This window comes from Devosia sp., assembly GCF_965229025.1.
Lineage (GTDB): Bacteria > Pseudomonadota > Alphaproteobacteria > Rhizobiales > Devosiaceae > Devosia_A.
In genome coordinates, this window is record NZ_OZ245853.1 from 1,702,378 (window position 1) to 1,718,996 (window position 16,619).

The 16,619-nt window shown below is 62.0% G+C and carries 16 protein-coding genes; 3 read left to right on the forward strand and 13 right to left on the reverse strand.

Annotated elements, in window-relative coordinates; all coding sequences use genetic code 11:
• The first annotated feature begins 42 nt into the window (after positions 1 to 42).
• Together ACO06J_RS08500 and ACO06J_RS08505 are read left to right on the forward strand one after the other, a co-directional pair.
• Entirely contained in the window at positions 43 to 831 is a 789-nt protein-coding gene (locus ACO06J_RS08500; RefSeq protein WP_421760266.1) for an SGNH/GDSL hydrolase family protein, read from the forward strand.
• A gap of 9 nt (positions 832 to 840) precedes the next feature.
• On the forward strand, positions 841 to 1,926 hold the full coding sequence (locus ACO06J_RS08505; RefSeq protein ID WP_421760267.1) for an acyltransferase family protein: 1,086 nt from the start codon (positions 841 to 843) through the stop codon (positions 1,924 to 1,926).
• A gap of 321 nt (positions 1,927 to 2,247) precedes the next feature.
• Here ACO06J_RS08505 and ACO06J_RS08510 read toward each other — a convergent pair whose 3' ends face one another.
• From ACO06J_RS08510 to ACO06J_RS08565, 12 genes are all read right to left on the reverse strand, one after another.
• Complete coding sequence (locus ACO06J_RS08510) at positions 2,248 to 4,137, reverse strand: hypothetical protein (RefSeq protein ID WP_421760268.1); 1,890 nt, start codon at positions 4,135 to 4,137, stop codon at positions 2,248 to 2,250.
• 4 nt (positions 4,138 to 4,141) lie between these two features.
• Complete coding sequence (locus ACO06J_RS08515) at positions 4,142 to 5,311, reverse strand: enolase C-terminal domain-like protein (protein WP_421760269.1); 1,170 nt, start codon at positions 5,309 to 5,311, stop codon at positions 4,142 to 4,144.
• A 25-nt stretch (positions 5,312 to 5,336) separates the two neighbouring features.
• The gene (locus ACO06J_RS08520; protein ID WP_421760270.1) at positions 5,337 to 6,413 is read right to left on the reverse strand and encodes an ABC transporter ATP-binding protein; all 1,077 of its coding nucleotides are present in this window, start codon (positions 6,411 to 6,413) and stop codon (positions 5,337 to 5,339) included.
• Positions 6,414 to 6,418: 5 nt separating this feature from the next.
• Positions 6,419 to 7,264, reverse strand: coding sequence for a carbohydrate ABC transporter permease (locus ACO06J_RS08525; RefSeq protein ID WP_421760271.1), 846 nt, complete (start codon positions 7,262 to 7,264; stop codon positions 6,419 to 6,421).
• A 4-nt stretch (positions 7,265 to 7,268) separates the two neighbouring features.
• A complete protein-coding gene (locus tag ACO06J_RS08530; RefSeq protein ID WP_421760272.1) occupies positions 7,269 to 8,228 on the reverse strand; it encodes a carbohydrate ABC transporter permease in 960 nt (319 codons plus the stop codon).
• Positions 8,229 to 8,299: 71 nt separating this feature from the next.
• Positions 8,300 to 9,556: an extracellular solute-binding protein gene (locus ACO06J_RS08535; protein WP_421760273.1), complete on the reverse strand. Its 1,257-nt coding sequence runs from the start codon at positions 9,554 to 9,556 to the stop codon at positions 8,300 to 8,302.
• 45 nt (positions 9,557 to 9,601) lie between these two features.
• Positions 9,602 to 10,756, reverse strand: a complete 1,155-nt coding sequence (locus ACO06J_RS08540) for an enolase C-terminal domain-like protein (protein ID WP_421760274.1) — start codon at positions 10,754 to 10,756, stop codon at positions 9,602 to 9,604.
• A 34-nt stretch (positions 10,757 to 10,790) separates the two neighbouring features.
• The gene (locus tag ACO06J_RS08545; RefSeq protein ID WP_421760275.1) at positions 10,791 to 11,681 is read right to left on the reverse strand and encodes a carbohydrate ABC transporter permease; all 891 of its coding nucleotides are present in this window, start codon (positions 11,679 to 11,681) and stop codon (positions 10,791 to 10,793) included.
• 7 nt (positions 11,682 to 11,688) lie between these two features.
• On the reverse strand, positions 11,689 to 12,621 hold the full coding sequence (locus ACO06J_RS08550) for a carbohydrate ABC transporter permease (RefSeq protein WP_421760276.1): 933 nt from the start codon (positions 12,619 to 12,621) through the stop codon (positions 11,689 to 11,691).
• A gap of 77 nt (positions 12,622 to 12,698) precedes the next feature.
• Positions 12,699 to 13,964: an ABC transporter substrate-binding protein gene (locus tag ACO06J_RS08555; RefSeq protein ID WP_421760277.1), complete on the reverse strand. Its 1,266-nt coding sequence runs from the start codon at positions 13,962 to 13,964 to the stop codon at positions 12,699 to 12,701.
• Positions 13,965 to 14,008: 44 nt separating this feature from the next.
• Positions 14,009 to 15,118, reverse strand: a complete 1,110-nt coding sequence (locus ACO06J_RS08560; protein ID WP_421760278.1) for an ABC transporter ATP-binding protein — start codon at positions 15,116 to 15,118, stop codon at positions 14,009 to 14,011.
• A gap of 11 nt (positions 15,119 to 15,129) precedes the next feature.
• On the reverse strand, positions 15,130 to 15,270 hold the full coding sequence (locus tag ACO06J_RS08565; protein WP_421760279.1) for a hypothetical protein: 141 nt from the start codon (positions 15,268 to 15,270) through the stop codon (positions 15,130 to 15,132).
• A 223-nt stretch (positions 15,271 to 15,493) separates the two neighbouring features.
• Here ACO06J_RS08565 and ACO06J_RS08570 point away from each other — a divergent pair, with 223 nt between their 5' ends.
• Complete coding sequence (locus tag ACO06J_RS08570) at positions 15,494 to 16,147, forward strand: GntR family transcriptional regulator (RefSeq protein ID WP_421760280.1); 654 nt, start codon at positions 15,494 to 15,496, stop codon at positions 16,145 to 16,147.
• Positions 16,148 to 16,170: 23 nt separating this feature from the next.
• On the opposite strand, the gene ACO06J_RS08575 is transcribed toward ACO06J_RS08570, so the two are convergent.
• A complete protein-coding gene (locus ACO06J_RS08575) occupies positions 16,171 to 16,500 on the reverse strand; it encodes an L-rhamnose mutarotase (RefSeq protein ID WP_421760281.1) in 330 nt (109 codons plus the stop codon).
• Positions 16,501 to 16,619: the final 119 nt, after the last annotated feature.

Consider the following 16,619-nt stretch of genomic DNA (forward strand, 5'->3'; position numbering starts at 1 on the left):
CAGAGATAATTGATTATAGCGCTGGGGGAGGATTCCGGACGGATGCGAGAACTGATTGCTCAGCTTGGCCGCCGGTTTCTGGCCCACCTTGGGATAATTTTAGCAGTTGCAGTTATTGGGTACGCAACCAGCGCGGCAGCCTCAACTGACTGCCCCACGCTCGATCTGGAGGTCGTCTCCCTTCCCGCGCCGCCGCAGGCACAGTCTTGGAAGCAGTACAAGGCTGGCTTGTTGCATCCGGCAAATGTGGCGCTGCTCGGCGACTCTCACGCTTATTATTGGCCGGCGGATATATTCGCGCAGGCGTTTCCAAACACCCAGTCCGTCAACCTTGGGGTGCCAGGAGATAGAGCTCAGAACACGTTGTGGCGTCTTGATGACGACCGACTCCGCCAGATATCGCCTCGCAGCACTGTCCTGTTCATTGGAACTAACAATCTGATCGACGGCACTGCGCCTTGCGCTATTGCACATGGCACAGCTCTGATAGTGGCTAAGGTCCATTCGCTGTGGCCAGCCTCCCGACTGATCATAATAAAGCCGTTCAGGAACGGCGGCTTTGGCGAGCGGTTCAGAGACGAGGTAGCTGACTATTGGACACGCTTGGCCTCAGAAGAACTACCGAGCGGCACGGTTCTACTCGATCTCAACGCAGCAGTATCATGCTCCGAGGAGAGCTATTTTAGCTGGTATGTTTATCCAGAGGACATACGCCCGGTAAGCCCTTGTCCAATTATTACAAAAGATCTTGGCCACCTGACTGGCGAAGGATATCGCAAACTCGGGAACGCCATGGCTGCTGCTCTCTCCAGCATAGCCGTTTCACCGTAAGGACATCGGATGCTCAGTTTCACGAGAGTGAACGGACGACTTTTCGAGCTAGAGGCTTTTCGGGGTTTGGCGGCCATCTATGTCGTCTTGCACCACACGCTCAAAGATGCCGCGGCGGCGGTTCACCCTTTGCTCGGCACGGCGCTGTCTTTTGGCCAAGAGGCAGTAGTCATATTCTTTGTACTCTCGGGTTTCGTTGTCCACTACTCGACTGTCAGTGCCAGTTCGCCGTCCTGGCGCAGATACGCTTGGGCGCGTTTCCTTCGCATTGAGCCGATTTACCTTCTTGCCTTGGTGGCTGCATTCGCCGCCAGGTCCGTTGCTCTCGGATCGGTCGTGGCCATCGACGGATGGCAGTTGCTTGGGAATTTGGCGTTTCTCCAAGATCTCGATAGGCCGGGAACGATCGTCACGCCGTTTTCGGACAACTTGCCGCTGTGGTCGCTTTCATATGAAATCTTCTTCTATGTCGCCTACCCACTGGTGGTTCGATATGTCTCTGAAGATGTGCGGCACCGCGTTGTGGGTGGGGTGTCAGTACTGTCGCTCGTGCTCCTCGTTTTGTTCCCAAACCAACTTTTCAGGTGGATCGGCTACTTTATCATTTGGTGGACCGGCGTTGTTTTGGCAGATTGCTATGCTGGTCGAGCGAGCTATCGGCGACTTGCAGAGACCATTCTTGCCCTTGCCGTGGGTGCATTTATCTGGGTGGGCGTGGCCGTACTGGGGCACTACCCGGTGAACGGCACGACGCTCGGCGTGTACCCGATATTGGAGGCGCGCCATTTTGTGGCCGCCATTGCATTCACGGGTCTGGTTACGCTCTGGTCTCTTGCAAACTGGGTAGGGTTCAGATGGACGATAGGACCGTTCGCCATTTTGGCACCCATTTCGTATGGTATCTATCTGCTGCACTTCCCCATCATGAATACTATCTCCGCAAGGACCGAATGGCTTGGACTGGTCCAGTGGCCTGTGATGTTTTGCGTGACCCTGGCTCTGGCATGGCTTTCAGAGCGTCGCCTTCAGCCTTGGATACGCGAGTCTAGTCGGAGTTGGCGTAGCCGCAGTCGGAAAATGCAGGACGGTAGATAGCCGCAGCGTGGCTCCTCCTGTGCCTCTCCAGTATTGGCAGAGGCAGCGCCTGATCTGAACCGCTGTCCCCATCACGTCGGATTTGGCCAGATCTCGGACAAAATAGGATGCCGCACGAATGCCCGCGCTGCGCGCGCATACTATACCGTCGATGACAGGTAGCCCCGCGTCGGCCGATTGCGCTGGCAAGGTCGGGCGGGCAGGCGCGGCCGAATTCGATGGTGTCGCAGTGGTTCTGGTCACCCGCCCTTCGGATCCCCCGAGTGCTGTCCGCGCAGGCACCGCTACTGGGGTCCCGATGAAACCTGGGACACAGCCTAACTAACCTTTCCGCCCGACAATCGGCGCGACGCCATCCGCCGCCCTCACCCACGGCGTGTCATAATTTGGCGCCCGCGCGTACCGCTTCATCGAAACCTCAAGCCGCGCTATCGCCCCGGCCTGGAGCCGCACTGCCAGCCACGGGCCCTCTGCCTCGAATGCCACCCCATCCAGCGCTCCGCCTGCAAAAACGTGCTCCCCGAATGTCCTGGCCTGCACGATCACCTCACGTGCCGCTCCAACATCGGTGTTCACCAGCGTCAGTGACGCCCCGTCATCTCGCAAACCATCGACCAGTGCCGCTACGCCCTCCGGCAACCCCGGCCGCTGCCCTGCCGGATCGAAATACCGGAATCGCGCATGCTGCAGCCCGCCGTGATACACATGCATCGGCCCACCCAGCGTCAGTTGGGTCAGCCCCTCGATGATCATCGGGGTCAGTTGCTGCCACATGTGGATGGTCATCGACTCCCGGTAGTGATCCATCGTCAGGGGATTGTTCTCTTCGGACCGATACTTCGCGATCTGCTCGGCGATCACCGTCAAGTTCGCTTCGAGGATCCGCTCTGGGTAGTCCGGCAACTTCCCCCGCATGAACCTGAACCACTGCGCCGTGTTGCCATTGAAGCCCATGTGCCCGCCATTTGTCTTGCCATAGCCGTGGTAAGCGGGATTCACCGAGTCAAACAGATCATGCGCCCAGCCACGCTCTGCCCGCTCGGCGTCTTCCTCGGCCATCGAGACGTTCCACAGATACACTCCATACATCGGATGGAAGCGGCGATAGTCGCGCCACCCCTCGTCGTAGTGCCGGTTCGGAACGAACTGCTGCCCGTCCTCTTCCTTCCGTAATCCCCAAAGCATGTCGAGTTGCGAGCGCGGCAGTTGCAGGTGCCGCATGTCGCCGGTCAGCGCTGCGGCATTTGTCCCGGCCACCGACAATGGCTCGAGCAGCGAAAACGAGCCGTGTGGCCAGCGCCAACCGTAATAGCCGCCCCACCACTTGCCGTCATTGTATTCGCCGATCTCGCCCGAAGGGCCGATATTGTCAGGCGTGATCCCGCCATTGCGCGCCGTGCGCTCCACCCACGCATCGAGATACTCGACCACCCAAGCCCGGTACTTCTCCTCGCCCGTATAGGCAAAGGCGTGCATCATCAGCGAGGTGGCGCCGAGGTTCAGCGGGACGTCGCCGCGCGATTGCCGCGAATTGATCCGCTTCAGGATCTCCTCGTACACCGCATCGTCCGACCACGGTGTCTTCATCCCATAGCGGTCAATCCCCGGCAGGTCCTCGAACGGCGGAAGATACCCGTCGAGAATCTCTCGATGCGTCGACCAGTCTTCGGCCGTCTGGTGATGCCGCGGACCGCGGCTGCCGTTGATCGGCGAGCGGATCAACTTTTTCTCGGCGTCCCAGTTCAGCGCCTCCTTGTCCTCGCCGTTGTAGAACCCGGCAAACCGCCGCGTCCGCTGCCGGTCCTTCGGCACATTGGGGTCGGCAAGACCGAGGAAGTAGAAGAACAGGTTGCTCTCGCCGTGATGCATCCAGTCGTAATAGGCGTCGAACTCGCGGTGGATCTGGCCATACTCAGTCCACTGCCAGGTAATCCCGTCCCAGATCGTGCGCGAGCGCTCATAAACCTCGCGCGATCCGCCCAGCGCATAGAACAGCGGCATGTTCATGAACCCCTCATAGGGGTCGTCCGAGCCATCCATCCCGGGCCACTCGTCGCGCCAGATCAATGTCCCGTCGTCGCGCGTATAGCGATCGGCAAACTCGATCGCCGCCTTGTCAAGCACGGCGAAAATCTGCCGCTGCAGTAGCGCCCACCGGGGCATGGGAGCAAGCCGGCTCGCGATCACCCGCGGCAGTTCGGAAGTCGTCATGATGTCACTCGTAAACCGTAGTCCCTGTGGCGTGCTTGCGCACCCAGTCCCAGTTGATATTCGCGCCAAGTCCCGGCCCCTGCGGCACCGGCACGCAGCCGTCGGCATCCACCGCATCGAGGTCGTCCGAATAGTCGTCGGCATGCACCTGATGCTGCGACTTCCACCCGGCGACCTTCGGGTTCACCAGACCGAGTTCGTAGTAATTGGTGTTGCGGATCGCCGCCATGCAGTGGCGCGGCGCGTGGCCGGGCGCATGGATTTCGCAGTCCATGCCGAAGCCCTCGGCCACATGCGCCAGCTTCATCACCCCGGTGATGCCGCCATCGTAGTCGACGTCCGCACGCACGAAATCCGTGCCCTCGGCGATGAGATTATCCACCCGGGACTCTATCCCGCGAATATGCTCGCCCATCAGGATCGGCGTCTTGATCAGCTCACGCAACCGCTTGTGCGAATAGGCTGAGAGCCCGCCATCCTTGTAGGGGTCCTCGTACCAGAAGTAGTTGGCCTCGTCGCAGGCCTGCCCGACCTTCAGCGCGTCGCCCCACGTCTCGTACTCGCAGCCGGGGTCGATCATCAGGTCCATGCTGTCGCCGACCGCCTTGCGCGTCGCCAGCACCGCCTGCGCCTCGCGCCGTATCGGCCCATGCCCCCAGCCATGGATCTTGAACGCCGGATAGCCCATCTCGCGGCACTGGACGGCGAACTCGCCGAACGCTTCGGGGCTGTCGAGCCCGCCATTCTCGTCGCCGTGGAAGGTCGAGGCATAGGCCGGCAGCTTGTCTCGCCAGCCGCCGAGCAGCTGGTATACCGGCTGGCCCGCCACCTTGCCGGCAATGTCCCACAACGCGCAGTCGATCGGCCCCATGCCAAACTTGTCGTGCTTGCGCAGCGCCCGCTTCAAATCGTTCCAGATCTTTTCGCGCTCGAGCGCGTTCTTACCGATCAGGTACTCCGCCGCCATCGCCACCTGCGCGTACGAGACGCCGACGCCTCCGACATACTCCCCGGTGACCCCAGCCTCGGTCTCCACCGTCAGCACATAGTCGGTGAACTCGACCTCGCCACCTTTCAGGTAGACGTGGTTGAAGCCGTTATAGTCGCCCGTCAGGTCTCGCCGCTTCCACTTGTATTGCGTTACGGTCAGCCGCTTGATCCGCAGATCCTTCATCGAAATCCCCTCAAATGCGATCGCGCTAGATGCGCATGCCCGTTTCCGTGTCGAACAAATTCACCGCCGACGTATCGACCGCCACGCTCAGCGGCTGCCCAAGCCCGGGCCTGTCGCGCGAGCCAAGCCGCGCGCTGATTAACTGCCCGCCGACATTGACCAGCACCATCGTGTCCGGCCCGGTCGGTTCCACCACCTCCACCATGCCGTTGAGCGTCGCCACGCCCTCTCCCGCGCTGAGGCTTTCGGGCCGTATTCCGGCCACCACCTTGCGCCCGACAAATCCTGCAACGTCCTGCACCAGCCCGTTGAGCGGCAGCGCCCCATCGCCATGCATCAGCGCGAACGTGTCGCCCACCCGCTCCAGCGTCCCACCCAGAAAGTTCATCGTCGGCGAGCCGATAAAGCCCGCCACAAACATGTTGGCCGGCCGCTCGTAGATGGTCTGCGGGTCGGCGATCTGCTGGATCACCCCTTCGCGCATTACCGCAACCTTGGTGCCGAGCGTCATCGCCTCCACCTGGTCGTGCGTGACGTAGACCACCGACGTGCCGAGCCGGTCATGCAGCCGCTTGATCTCGGTCCGCATCTCGACGCGCAGCTTTGCATCGAGATTCGATAGCGGCTCGTCGAACAGGAACAGTTCCGGATCGCGCACGATCGCCCGCCCCATCGCCACGCGCTGCCGCTGTCCGCCCGACAACTGCCCCGGCTTGCGCTCCAGCAAATGCCCGATCTGCAGAAGCTCCGCCGCCCTCTGCACCGCCGCCTCTCGGTCGGTCTGCTTCACCTTGCGCATCTCAAGTCCGAAGCCGATGTTCCGCTTTACCGACATGGTCGGGTAGAGCGCGTAGCTCTGGAACACCATGGCGATGTTGCGGTCCTTGGGGTGCACGTCGTTGACGTTGCGCCCCCCGATCACCACGTCGCCGCCCGAGCTCGGCTCGAGCCCGGCGATGATCGACAGCAGCGTCGATTTCCCGCAGCCCGACGGCCCCAGCAGCACCAGGAATCCGCCGTCGTCGAGCTCGAGGTCGATGTTCTTGAGCACTTCCAGCGCCCCGAAGCTCTTGCGCACGCCCTTGATCGATAGAGTGGCCATCGGCGCTATCCTTTGACTGCGCCGGCGGTGATGCCGGCAACCATGACGCGCTGTACGAGGGCGAACAGCACGATCACTGGAATGATGGAAATGATGCCGCCGGCCGCCAGCATGCCCCACGGCAACTGGAACTCGCCGACCATTAGTTGCAGGCCGACCGGCCAGGTCCGCGACCCGGTAGACGAGGTCAGCATCAGCGCGAACAGGTACTCATTCCAGGCCGCGATGGCGACGAACACGCAGGTGGCGGCCAACCCGTTCCGGGCGATCGGGATGACGATGCGGAACATTGCTCCTATCCGCGTCGAGCCATCGATCCGCGCCGCCGATTCCAGCTCCTTGGGCGCCGCATCGAAGAAGCCTTTCAGCATCCAGACGAACAGCGGCAAGAGGAAGCTGGTGTAGGCCACCGCCAGGCCGATGCTGGTGTCGAACAGCCCGAGGTTCCGCATGACGATGAACAGCGGAATGATCATCAGCACCGCCGGGAACATGCGGACCACGAGGTAGCCCAGCATCAGCGGCGTGCGGCCGGGAAAATTGAAGCGCGAGAAGGCGTAGGACGCGATCGTGCCGGTGAACAGGCAGATCGCCACCGTCATCGCCGTCGTCACCAGCGAGTTGACCACCAGCACCGGATAGCCCGACTGGTTCCATAACTTGGTGTACCACTCGAAGGTGAAGCGGGTCGGGAAATACACCATCGTTCGCGTGACGATGTCGTCCTCGACCTTGAACGAGGTCAGCAGCATCCACAGCAGCGGCCCGACACTGAGCACCGCCAGAAAGATCAGGATGGCGTAGCTGAGGATGTTCCAGCCAAGGTTTGAGCGGGAGCGGGCCTGGGCCATGGCGCTAGTCCTGGTTGACCTTGCTGAGCCGGATATAGGCCCAGGCGAACAGCATCAGCAGCACGAACATCACGGTGGATAGCGCGCCCGCGTAGCCGAAATTGAAGTCCGAGTAGGCGTTCTGGAACGCGTATAGCGAGAGCACCTGCGTGGATCGCCCCGGCCCGCCCTGCGTCAGGATCAGCAGCAGATCCGGCGAGTTGACGAGACCGATCACCCGCAGGATCACCGCCGCCGCGATGATGGTGCGAAGCATCGGCAGCGTGATCAGCCGCAACTGCGCGAACGCCCCTGCCCCATCGATATCGGCCGCCTTGTAGAGATCGGTCGGGATGCCCTTTAGCCCCGCCATGATCAGCAGCGTAAAGAACGGAAAACTGTGCCACGCCTCGACGAAGATCGCCGTCGCCATGGCGGTATTGGGGTCGGCAAACCACGCCTTGTATTCGGCGAGCAGCCCCAGCCTGACCAGCAGGTCGTTGACGACCCCGACGCGGCTATCGAGCATCAACCCCCACATGTTGCCCGCCACCACGTTGGGCAGGAAATACGGGATCAGGATCAGCACCGCGAGGATCTTGGTGCCTGGTAGATTGCGGTTGAGCGCCAACGCGGCAACCAGCCCGACGGTAAACTCGATCAGGATCGAGAACGTCACCCACACCGCGGTATTGCGCAGTGCCAGCCAGAAGATCGGGTCCGACAGCATTCGCGCGTAGTGCTTGAACCCCACCAATGCGCCATTGCCCGCCGGCCGGTTCAACCGCATCTCGGTGAACGACAGCTGGAAGCCATAGATCGTCGGAAATAGCACGATCGCGGTAATCAGCAGCGCCGACGGCAGCAGCAGAAGGTACATCCAGTACCGCGTCTCGGAGAGCTCACCGAGCAGCCGCATCGGATTGATCGCGTCCCAGATGTTACGCGGCGGCGGCATGGCAGAAATGGCAGGGCCTCGGCTCATCCAAGCTCCAAACGCTTATGACTGGTCGGGGGAAGAGGCGACCGGGGTACAACCCGGCCGCCTCAGATAAATCAGGCAATCGCCGCAGCGAGGCCTTCGACGATCTGGTCAGCCGCCTGCTCGGGCGTCGCCTGCCCGATCAGGATCTGCTGCAGCGCCGGCAGTACGGTGTTCTGCGCCCAGCCCGCCGCTCCCGGGAAGCTCGGCTGCGGAATGCCGAAGCCCAGTGTGTCCGAGGCCGCCTTGTACATCGGGTTGCCGCCGATGCGCTGGTCCTGCGCTGCGACGTTCGAGGCCGGGAAGTAGCCGGTCTTTTCAAGGAAGGCGACGGCCGAGTCCGGCTCGCCCCAGAACTTGATCCACTCCCACGCTGCGTCCGCACCCTCTTCCTTGGTGATGCAGTTATAGGCATAGGCGAGGCGCGCCACCCGCGTTGCCGGGCCGGCCGGCATCGCAAACGTGCCGAACTCGACGCCCGGTTTCAGCTTGGACGCGATGTCCTGGTATGAGCCGGTGTGGTGCCAGATCATTGCGGTCTGTCCGGTCTGGAAGCCCGAGATCACCTGCTGGAACCCATCGTTCGCGGCGCTCGGCGGCACCGCCTTGTCCTTGACCAAGAGGCCCGAATACCAGTCGAGTGCCTTCACCACGATGTCACGGTCGAGCCCGATGGTGCCGTCGGCTGCCTTCACTGGCGAGCCAAACGCTTCGATCACGTTGACCACATAGTTCTGTCCGCCGGGGCCACCGCGCAGACCGAAGCCGTACCGGCCCTTGGCCGGGTCGGTCAGTTTGATCGCCGCATCACGGAACTCGTCATAGGTGGTCGGCGCGGCCAACCCGGCCTCGTCGAACCAGTCTTTGCGGTAATAGCCCCAGTCGACAAACGTGAAGCCCGGCACGCCATAGGTCTTGCCGTCCTTGGTGATCGAGGCGAAGCGCTTGTCGTCAAAATCGGCGCGGCGCTCCCATGCAGCGATCCGGTCCGTCATGTCGATCAGCGCGCCCATCGCGAGCAGATCCTCGAACCGCTCCGAGGACACCATCGTCACGTTCGGCCGAGCATTGCCGACCACGGCCGCGGTGATCTTGGCCATGAACTCGGGGTTCGGAATGTTCTCGGGCGTTACCGTGATATCGGGCTTGGCCGCCTTGAACAGGTCAAGCACTGCCTGCAACCCCGCTGCTTCCGACTGCGAAGTAAACGTGTGCCAATAGTTGATGCTGGCCGCCTGGGCGAAGGCCCTGCCGATCGGCGTCAATGCCGATGCCGCCAGCAGGCTACCGCCCATCTTGAGGACCGATCGCCGGTCAAACCTGGTCGTCATGTGTAATCCTCCCTTAATGATCGTTCACTTATGCAAACTGATATATCAGTGCCACGGTACTAGAGTGCGATGCGGGGTCAAGCGCTCGTCCACCTCGACTTTCGTCAGGCAGGTTTCGTCGAGCTTCTTCCAGTCGAAATTATAGCCGATGCCAGGTTCGTCGCTGACAGTCAGGTTGCCGTCGACAATCGCCAGCGGACCGAGTTTGCTGAGCCCCATGATCTGGTCCTCATCCATGATCAGTTGCTCATAGTAGTCGTTGTTGGAGATCGCGGCGCAGATCTGCGCATTCTCGAGCCCCATGCCGTGCACCTGCGCCCGCATGCCATGGCTTTCCGACAGGTGAGCCACCTTCATCGAGCCGGTGAACCCGCCTTTGTAGAAGGTGGAAACGCGCGTCATGTCGAGCGCCTTGTTCTCGATCCAGGTCGCCATGTTGCCATGCACGCCATCGGAGGTTTCCGCAGCCAGCACCGGGATGTCGAGCTTGTCGCAAAGCTTAGTGTACGAGCCAAGGTGGAACTCGCGCATCGGCTCCTCGTACCACAGGAAGCCCAGGTCCTGGATCGCCTTGCCGAACTCGAGCGCGTTGACATAGTCCCAGCCCGCCGAGCCGTCGAACATCAGGTCGGCATCGTCGCCGACCCACTTGCGGAGGTTCGTGCAAAGCTCGATATCGCGCTTAACCGGCCCGCCCCAGGCGTGGAGCTTGAACGCCTTGAACCCGAGGTCGCGGCTCATCTTGATGTAGCGTTCGTACTCGCCCATCGTGGGCCAGGTGACCGTCGAGGCATAGGCCGGCACCACGCGGTCGTCGCCACCCAGCAACTGGTAGATCGGCATTTTGGCGTGCTGCGATTTCACGTCCCAGCACATCATGTCGAGCATGCCGAGGGCTCGCATGTGGATTTCCTCGATGCGATCGATCTCCCAGATCAGTCTCCACATGCGCTCGGTCAGCAGCGGATTTTCACCGAGGAACTCGTGGTAACGCCGGCGTACCAGGTCGACCACCGCCTCGCCGCGCCCCATCTCGATCGAGCCGAAAATCCCGGCGTCGGTTTCCATGCGGATTACCGCCTTGTGCGGCTTGGTCCCGCGCGGGATGTCGCCATGCGAACCCGGAATGCCATCGCGCCAGATGAACCTCGGCCCTGGCTCGTGCTCGACAAGCCAAGCGGTGAACCCGGTGATCTTCATGCAGTCCTCCTGAAACTTTGAATAGGTGTCGCCATCAGCCCTTCTCGGCCCCTGACAGGGTGCCCGAGCGGACGAAGCGCTGTGCGACGATGAAAATGAGCAGCACCGGCAGGATCACGAGGATCGCCGCGAGGATGACCTCGGGCTTCTTGATCGGCACATCGTTTGCCGGCAGGTTGCTGAGGGCGCCGGAGGTCGAGATCAGCACTGTGAGACCGACCGGCAGATTGTAGAGCTTGTCGTCGCTGAGCAGCACGAAGGCGAGGAAGTAGTTGCTCCAGATGCCGATGAAGCTGAAGAACGCCACCAGCGCGACAATCGGCCGGGCGAGCGGCAGGGCGATGCGGGTGAACAGCTCGAACCGGTTGGCGCCATCGATCCGCGCCGAATCCATCACGCCCTTGGGCAGTGAGGTCGAGAAGTAAACGTAGGTGAGATAGACGCCGAACGGGAAGAATCCGGAGGCAAGGATCAGTCCTGCGTAACTGTTGTTGAGCCCCAAGAGGTTCATCTCGAGAAAGATCGGTAGCACCACTGCCGTACTTGGCGTGATCATGGCGATGAGGGTCACCACGAGGATGAGCTTGCGCCCAGGGAACTCCGAGGCTGCCAGCGCGTAGCCGGCGGGAATGGAGGCGACCAGCGCCAGCAGCACGCCGCCGACCGAATAGATCAGTGAGTTCGTTGCCCAGCTGACGATCTGGAAGTTGTTGTAGGTGGTGAGATTGTTCCAGGTTGCGAGGAACGAGTCCCAGTTGCCGAGCGCAAAAGGCGGGTCGGCGAACAGGGACGATTGCGAGCGCGTGCCGGCGATCAGCAGCCAGAGCAGCGGGATGCCGTAAAAGCACACCGCGAACGCGAGGAACGCGAAAACGACGAAGCGACCGAGACTAAATCGAAATGGCGCAGTGCGTACGTCGGCCATGGTCCCCTCAATCAAGCTTGTAGAAGCGGGTAGCGAAGACGATCACCAGCGCGATAACGATCGAGGTACCGACCAGCATCGTGCTGAGCGCCGCTGAGGCGCCGAAATCGCCCATCCGAAAAGCGTACTGGAACGCCATCTGGTTGAGCGACCAGTCGTTCTGCGCCGATTGCGGGCCGGCCAGTTGCATCAGTTGCGGTTCGACGAACAGCTGCAGCCCGGCGGCGAAGCTGAGGATGCCCATCAGTACCAGCGAGCGCCATATCATCGGCAGCTTGATGCGGGTGGCGAGCTGGAATCGGTTGGCGCCATCGATACGTGCCGCTTCCAGCACTTCGGTGGGGAGGCTCGATAGCGCGCCGCCAAACACCACGATCCAGCCGCCTGAGCCGGAAAAGAACGCCATAAGCGCGAACACGCCAGCAAGGCCGATGCCTGAGATCACGTCGATGCTGTAGGTCCACCCCGCCGCATGCAGCAGGCCCTGGAAAGGGCTGACGCCCGGATCGAGCAGGAAGAGCCAGAGCACGACCACCGCCGAAGAGGTCACGGCGCCGGGGAGGAAATAGATGGTGCGCAGCGTCGTCGCGGTGCGGCGGCCGACGCTATCGAGCATCAGCGACAGCGTTGCTACGCCGATCATCGTCATCGCCACCCAGATGACGACAAACCAGATGACGTTGACGGCAGCAGTGGGCACACGGAAATCGTTGAACACGAACTCGTAGTTCGCGAGCCCGTAGAAGGCGTTTTCGATGGTGTCGACGAAGCTCAAGCCGAAGGCGTAAGCGACCGGGAACACGCCGAACATGATCAGCAGCACCAGGTATGGCAGCAGCAGCAGATAGGCCATCCGCGTGTCGCGCTGGCCCTTGCGCTTGGCGGCGCGAGCCCGGTCAAGGAGTGCGGTCGGCGATGCTGGGTCGGCGATGGCGCTCATCTCGGTCCACAAGGCAGATGAAACAAAGAAGGGCCGGCCGGGCGCGTTGGGACACGCCCAGCCGGGGGAGGTTCGCGTTACTCGACGGTATAGCCGTTGAGCTTGGCGAGATTGACCAGTTCGGTTTGCAGCGCTGGCAGCGAGGCTTCGACTGTTACGCCCTTGGCAATGTTTGCCGAGACGATTTTGACGATCGCGTCCTCAACCGAGAAGCGCAGCGAGACATAGCCCGGGTGGCTGAATGCGGCTGCGGCGACCTGCACGTCGAACGCGTCCGGCGACGCATAGAACGGGTCGCTCTTGAGACGCGCGCCCCAGGCGATCGCCGACGGCTTATGGGCCGGCAAGGTCACGGCGGTGGTCTGGTTGGTGACGTCGCTCGACATCCAGGTGATCAGGTCGGCGACTTCCGCCGGATGGGCAGTGTCCTTCCAGCCGCCATAGACGCCACCGCCCCAGCTCCAGGTGAGCGGCTGCGTCTGGTCGTCCCACTTCAGCGGCAGGGCCACGGCGAGCTTGCCGGGGGCCATTTCATAGGTCGCCTTGATGACGTATTCGCCGAACCAGGTCGGGCCGATCATCAGCGGCACCTTGCCGGTCTTCACGAGGTCGACGACGGCCGGATCGAACGGGCCGACCTTGGAAAGGCTGCCGGCGGCGATCATGTGGTCGATCATCCGGGCGGGCTTCAGGCACTTGTCGGTGGTCAAGTCGATCTTGACGGTATCGTCCTTGCCCTCGACTGGCATCACCATGTCGCAGCCATCGGAGACGAGAAACGCTTCGAACGGCACCATCGGCGAGCCCAGCGAGTAGCCCTTGTCAACCAGTTCGTCGCCCAGCGCCTGGTACTCTTCCCAGGTGGTCGGAACCTTGGCGCCGAGGCTTTCCATCAGCGGCTTGTCGTACCACACCACGTCATGCGCGATGTCGTTGCGCATGCACATCAGCTTGCCGTTGATGTAGCAGGGCGAATTGGCGTTGGGGTAGAACTCGTCGAGCGTCGCGTGCGGCACCTTGCCGGTGAGGTCCAACAGGTAGTTCGACCGCCGCGTCGACAGCTGCGCAGCGTAGCCGATATCGTTCATGAAGATGACGTCGGGCACTTCCGACTTCGACTGCATGCCGAGCTGGATCTTGGCCACGAGACCCGCCGGATCGATCGTTGTGACATTGAGCTTCACGTTGTCGTGGGTCTTGTCGTAGAGATCGAACATCGTCAGACGCACGGGGTCCGACCAGACGTTCAGCGTTACCGGGTCAGCCGCCAGCGCGCCGTGGGCGAGCACACCGAGGGTCATCGCCCCGGCCAGCGCCACCAGGCTGGTTTTCAGAAATGGCATAGACGTTCCTCCTGTTGTGGTCCGGCTCCCCGCCGGACGTTTTGTCAGCCGGCAGCAACCGCGATGGCGGTACCCCCGGCGTCAAAGACGTGCATCTGGCTGGTGCGCAGCCCGACCTGAACCTCCTGGCCGCCCGCGAGCGGCGAGTGCCCGATCACCTGCACGGTGATGAGTTCAGGTGTGCCTGCATCGAGATAGGCGAAAGTGATGTTGCCCAGCCGTTCCACCGACTCGACACGCGCTTTGAGCAGTTCGAGCCCGGCGGGCGCAGGCGCGCCGGATGGCACGATTTCCATGGCTTCCGGCCGCACCCCGATGGTGACCGGGTCGCCGACCTTGAGCGTGGCGCTGGGAATAACCAGACCGGCCGCGCTGCCATCGACCTTGATGCTGGCCTCGGTGCCGGTCGAGTATTGCACCCGGCCGGGCAGGAAGTTCATCTTTGGCGAGCCGATGAACCCGGCCACAAAACGATTGGCCGGCCGCGCATAGAGCTCAAGCGGCGGGCCGACCTGCTGGATGACGCCGGCATCAAGGGCGACGATGCGATCGGCGAGCGTCATCGCCTCGACCTGGTCGTGCGTGACGTAGATCATCGTGGTGCCGAGTTCACGGTGCAGCCGCTCGATCTCGAGCCGCATCTGCACGCGCAGCGCCGCATCGAGGTTGGAGAGCGGCTCGTCGAAGAGGAATACCTTGGGGTGCCGGACAATGGCGCGGCCGATGGCAACACGCTGGCGCTGCCCGCCTGAGAGCTGCGCCGGCGAGCGCTGCAGCAGCTCATCAAGCCGCAGGATGCGGGCGGCTTCCTTCACGCGGGCGGCGATCTCGGACTTGCTGAATTTCGAGAGCCGCAGGTTGAAGGCGATGTTGTCGTAGACATTCATATGCGGGTAGAGCGCATAGGACTGGAACACCATGGCGATGCCGCGGTCGGAGGGCTCGGCGAAGGTGACATCCTTGCCATCGATCAGTATGTCGCCCCCGCTGACCGTCTCCAGCCCGGCAATCATGCGCAGCAGTGTCGACTTGCCTGATCCCGAGGGCCCGACAAAGCAGACGAACTCGCCCTTTTCGATGGTGAGATCGATCCGTTCGATCACCTTGACCGAACCGAACGACTTGGTGACGTCTCTGAGTTCCACGCTCGCCATACCGCGGTTCCTCAGCTGACTCGCTCAGTCGATGCGACCTTCTTCAGCGCCGCGCGGTGCCGTTCGTCCCAATCGGGACCAGGCTCGCTGCTGACGCTGAGAAGGCCATCAACTATCTCGACCAGCCAATTGGTGGACCCCGTGACCTTCATAGATATCCCCTCGACGGCGCGCCGTGAGATATCAATGGCGCGTTTGAATGTATCAGGTCAAGCTTTGGTGGTGTCGTTTACGGCTTCCTTGATGTATACCTTTGGCTAGATGACCCGAGCACCAGCCTTGGGGATGACGCGAAAACGAGCAACGAAGCAGTTTCCAAACCGAAAATCCTTGTGATAGGGCTCCCTGGGAAACCCGCTACTTCACTGGTGAAAAATGGCCGAGAACCGGCAAGACAACGAAGGCTACCGCCTCTTCCGCGAGGCCCTGCAGGCTGGGACGATCAAGGCTGGTATGATCGTTACCCAGAATGAGCTCTGCGATCTCCTCGGGCTCTCGCTCTCACCGCTGCGGGAGACGCTGGTGCTGCTCGAAGAGTTCGGGCTCGTCGAGATAAAGCCGCGGACAGGGATCCGGATCGTCTATCCGGAAGTGGCCTTCATCCGTGAGAACTTCCAGTTCCGCAGCATGATCGAAATGCATGCCCTCACCACTTTCGGCGACCAGGTCAGTGCGGACTGGCTTGCCAGCATGCGAGCGGGACACGAAGAGTGCATGGCGGAACTGGCTGGCGACACACCGTTTGAACCAGCCCAGAGCCGCATCCTGACGCTCGATCGCAAGCTGCATCGCGATATCGTCTCCCTGCTCGACAACCAGGCTATCCTCGCTACCCACGCGCGGCTGCAGGACAATCTGAGTATGGCCCGGCGCGTCCACCAACGCTCGGTGTTCCGCGGTCAGCTCATCAGCACCGTCGGTGAGCACATGCGGATCATCGACAGCCTCGAGCAGCGCGATATTGCCGGGGCGGTGGCCAACCTAGAGGCCCATTTCCGGGCCTCGACGCACCGCACCTTCGCCGTCTGATGCGTCCAGCCGACCGACGGCTGTCAGTCGATGTGGAAAACCTCGGTCATATCGGCCCACCATTCGCCGGGCTTGCGGGTCGCAAGCGGCGCCTGCATCGGGTTGCAGACGGCCCACCACTCCTGCGTCCTGGTATCGGCCGACATCGCCGCCATGTCAGCGGCGAAATCGGTGCCGTGGTACTCGAAATAGGCGAACAGCAGGTTCTCGGGCTCCTTGAGGAAGATCGAGTAGTTGCGGATGTTGGAGCGGGAAATCTGCGCCAGCACGTCAGGCCAGACCGCAGCGTGCACCCGCCGGTATTCGGTAACCGCCTCGGGCTGCAGCCCGATCACCGATCCAAAGCGCTTCATCGTCATCCCCCCAAAATCGTGCCTCGCCCTGACGGCCCAAGACGGCGTTCCCCCACGGGTAGACCGTTCATCGGCCATGGATCAATGCTGCTTTGGGACAGCTTCCGCGCGCGTCCGGG

Bases quoted from the DNA above. Each gene is read 5' to 3' on its own strand.
- ACO06J_RS08500 (WP_421760266.1), top strand. From the start codon at position 43: ATGCGAGAACTGATTGCTCAGCTTGGCCGCCGGTTTCTGGCCCACCTT.
- ACO06J_RS08505 (WP_421760267.1), top strand. From the start codon at position 841: ATGCTCAGTTTCACGAGAGTGAACGGACGACTTTTCGAGCTAGAGGCT.
- ACO06J_RS08510 (WP_421760268.1), bottom strand. From the start codon at position 4,137: ATGACGACTTCCGAACTGCCGCGGGTGATCGCGAGCCGGCTTGCTCCC.
- ACO06J_RS08515 (WP_421760269.1), bottom strand. From the start codon at position 5,311: ATGAAGGATCTGCGGATCAAGCGGCTGACCGTAACGCAATACAAGTGG.
- ACO06J_RS08520 (WP_421760270.1), bottom strand. From the start codon at position 6,413: ATGGCCACTCTATCGATCAAGGGCGTGCGCAAGAGCTTCGGGGCGCTG.
- ACO06J_RS08525 (WP_421760271.1), bottom strand. From the start codon at position 7,264: ATGGCCCAGGCCCGCTCCCGCTCAAACCTTGGCTGGAACATCCTCAGC.
- ACO06J_RS08530 (WP_421760272.1), bottom strand. From the start codon at position 8,228: ATGAGCCGAGGCCCTGCCATTTCTGCCATGCCGCCGCCGCGTAACATC.
- ACO06J_RS08535 (WP_421760273.1), bottom strand. From the start codon at position 9,556: ATGACGACCAGGTTTGACCGGCGATCGGTCCTCAAGATGGGCGGTAGC.
- ACO06J_RS08540 (WP_421760274.1), bottom strand. From the start codon at position 10,756: ATGAAGATCACCGGGTTCACCGCTTGGCTTGTCGAGCACGAGCCAGGG.
- ACO06J_RS08545 (WP_421760275.1), bottom strand. From the start codon at position 11,681: ATGGCCGACGTACGCACTGCGCCATTTCGATTTAGTCTCGGTCGCTTC.
- ACO06J_RS08550 (WP_421760276.1), bottom strand. From the start codon at position 12,621: ATGAGCGCCATCGCCGACCCAGCATCGCCGACCGCACTCCTTGACCGG.
- ACO06J_RS08555 (WP_421760277.1), bottom strand. From the start codon at position 13,964: ATGCCATTTCTGAAAACCAGCCTGGTGGCGCTGGCCGGGGCGATGACC.
- ACO06J_RS08560 (WP_421760278.1), bottom strand. From the start codon at position 15,118: ATGGCGAGCGTGGAACTCAGAGACGTCACCAAGTCGTTCGGTTCGGTC.
- ACO06J_RS08565 (WP_421760279.1), bottom strand. From the start codon at position 15,270: ATGAAGGTCACGGGGTCCACCAATTGGCTGGTCGAGATAGTTGATGGC.
- ACO06J_RS08570 (WP_421760280.1), top strand. From the start codon at position 15,494: ATGGCCGAGAACCGGCAAGACAACGAAGGCTACCGCCTCTTCCGCGAG.
- ACO06J_RS08575 (WP_421760281.1), bottom strand. From the start codon at position 16,500: ATGAAGCGCTTTGGATCGGTGATCGGGCTGCAGCCCGAGGCGGTTACC.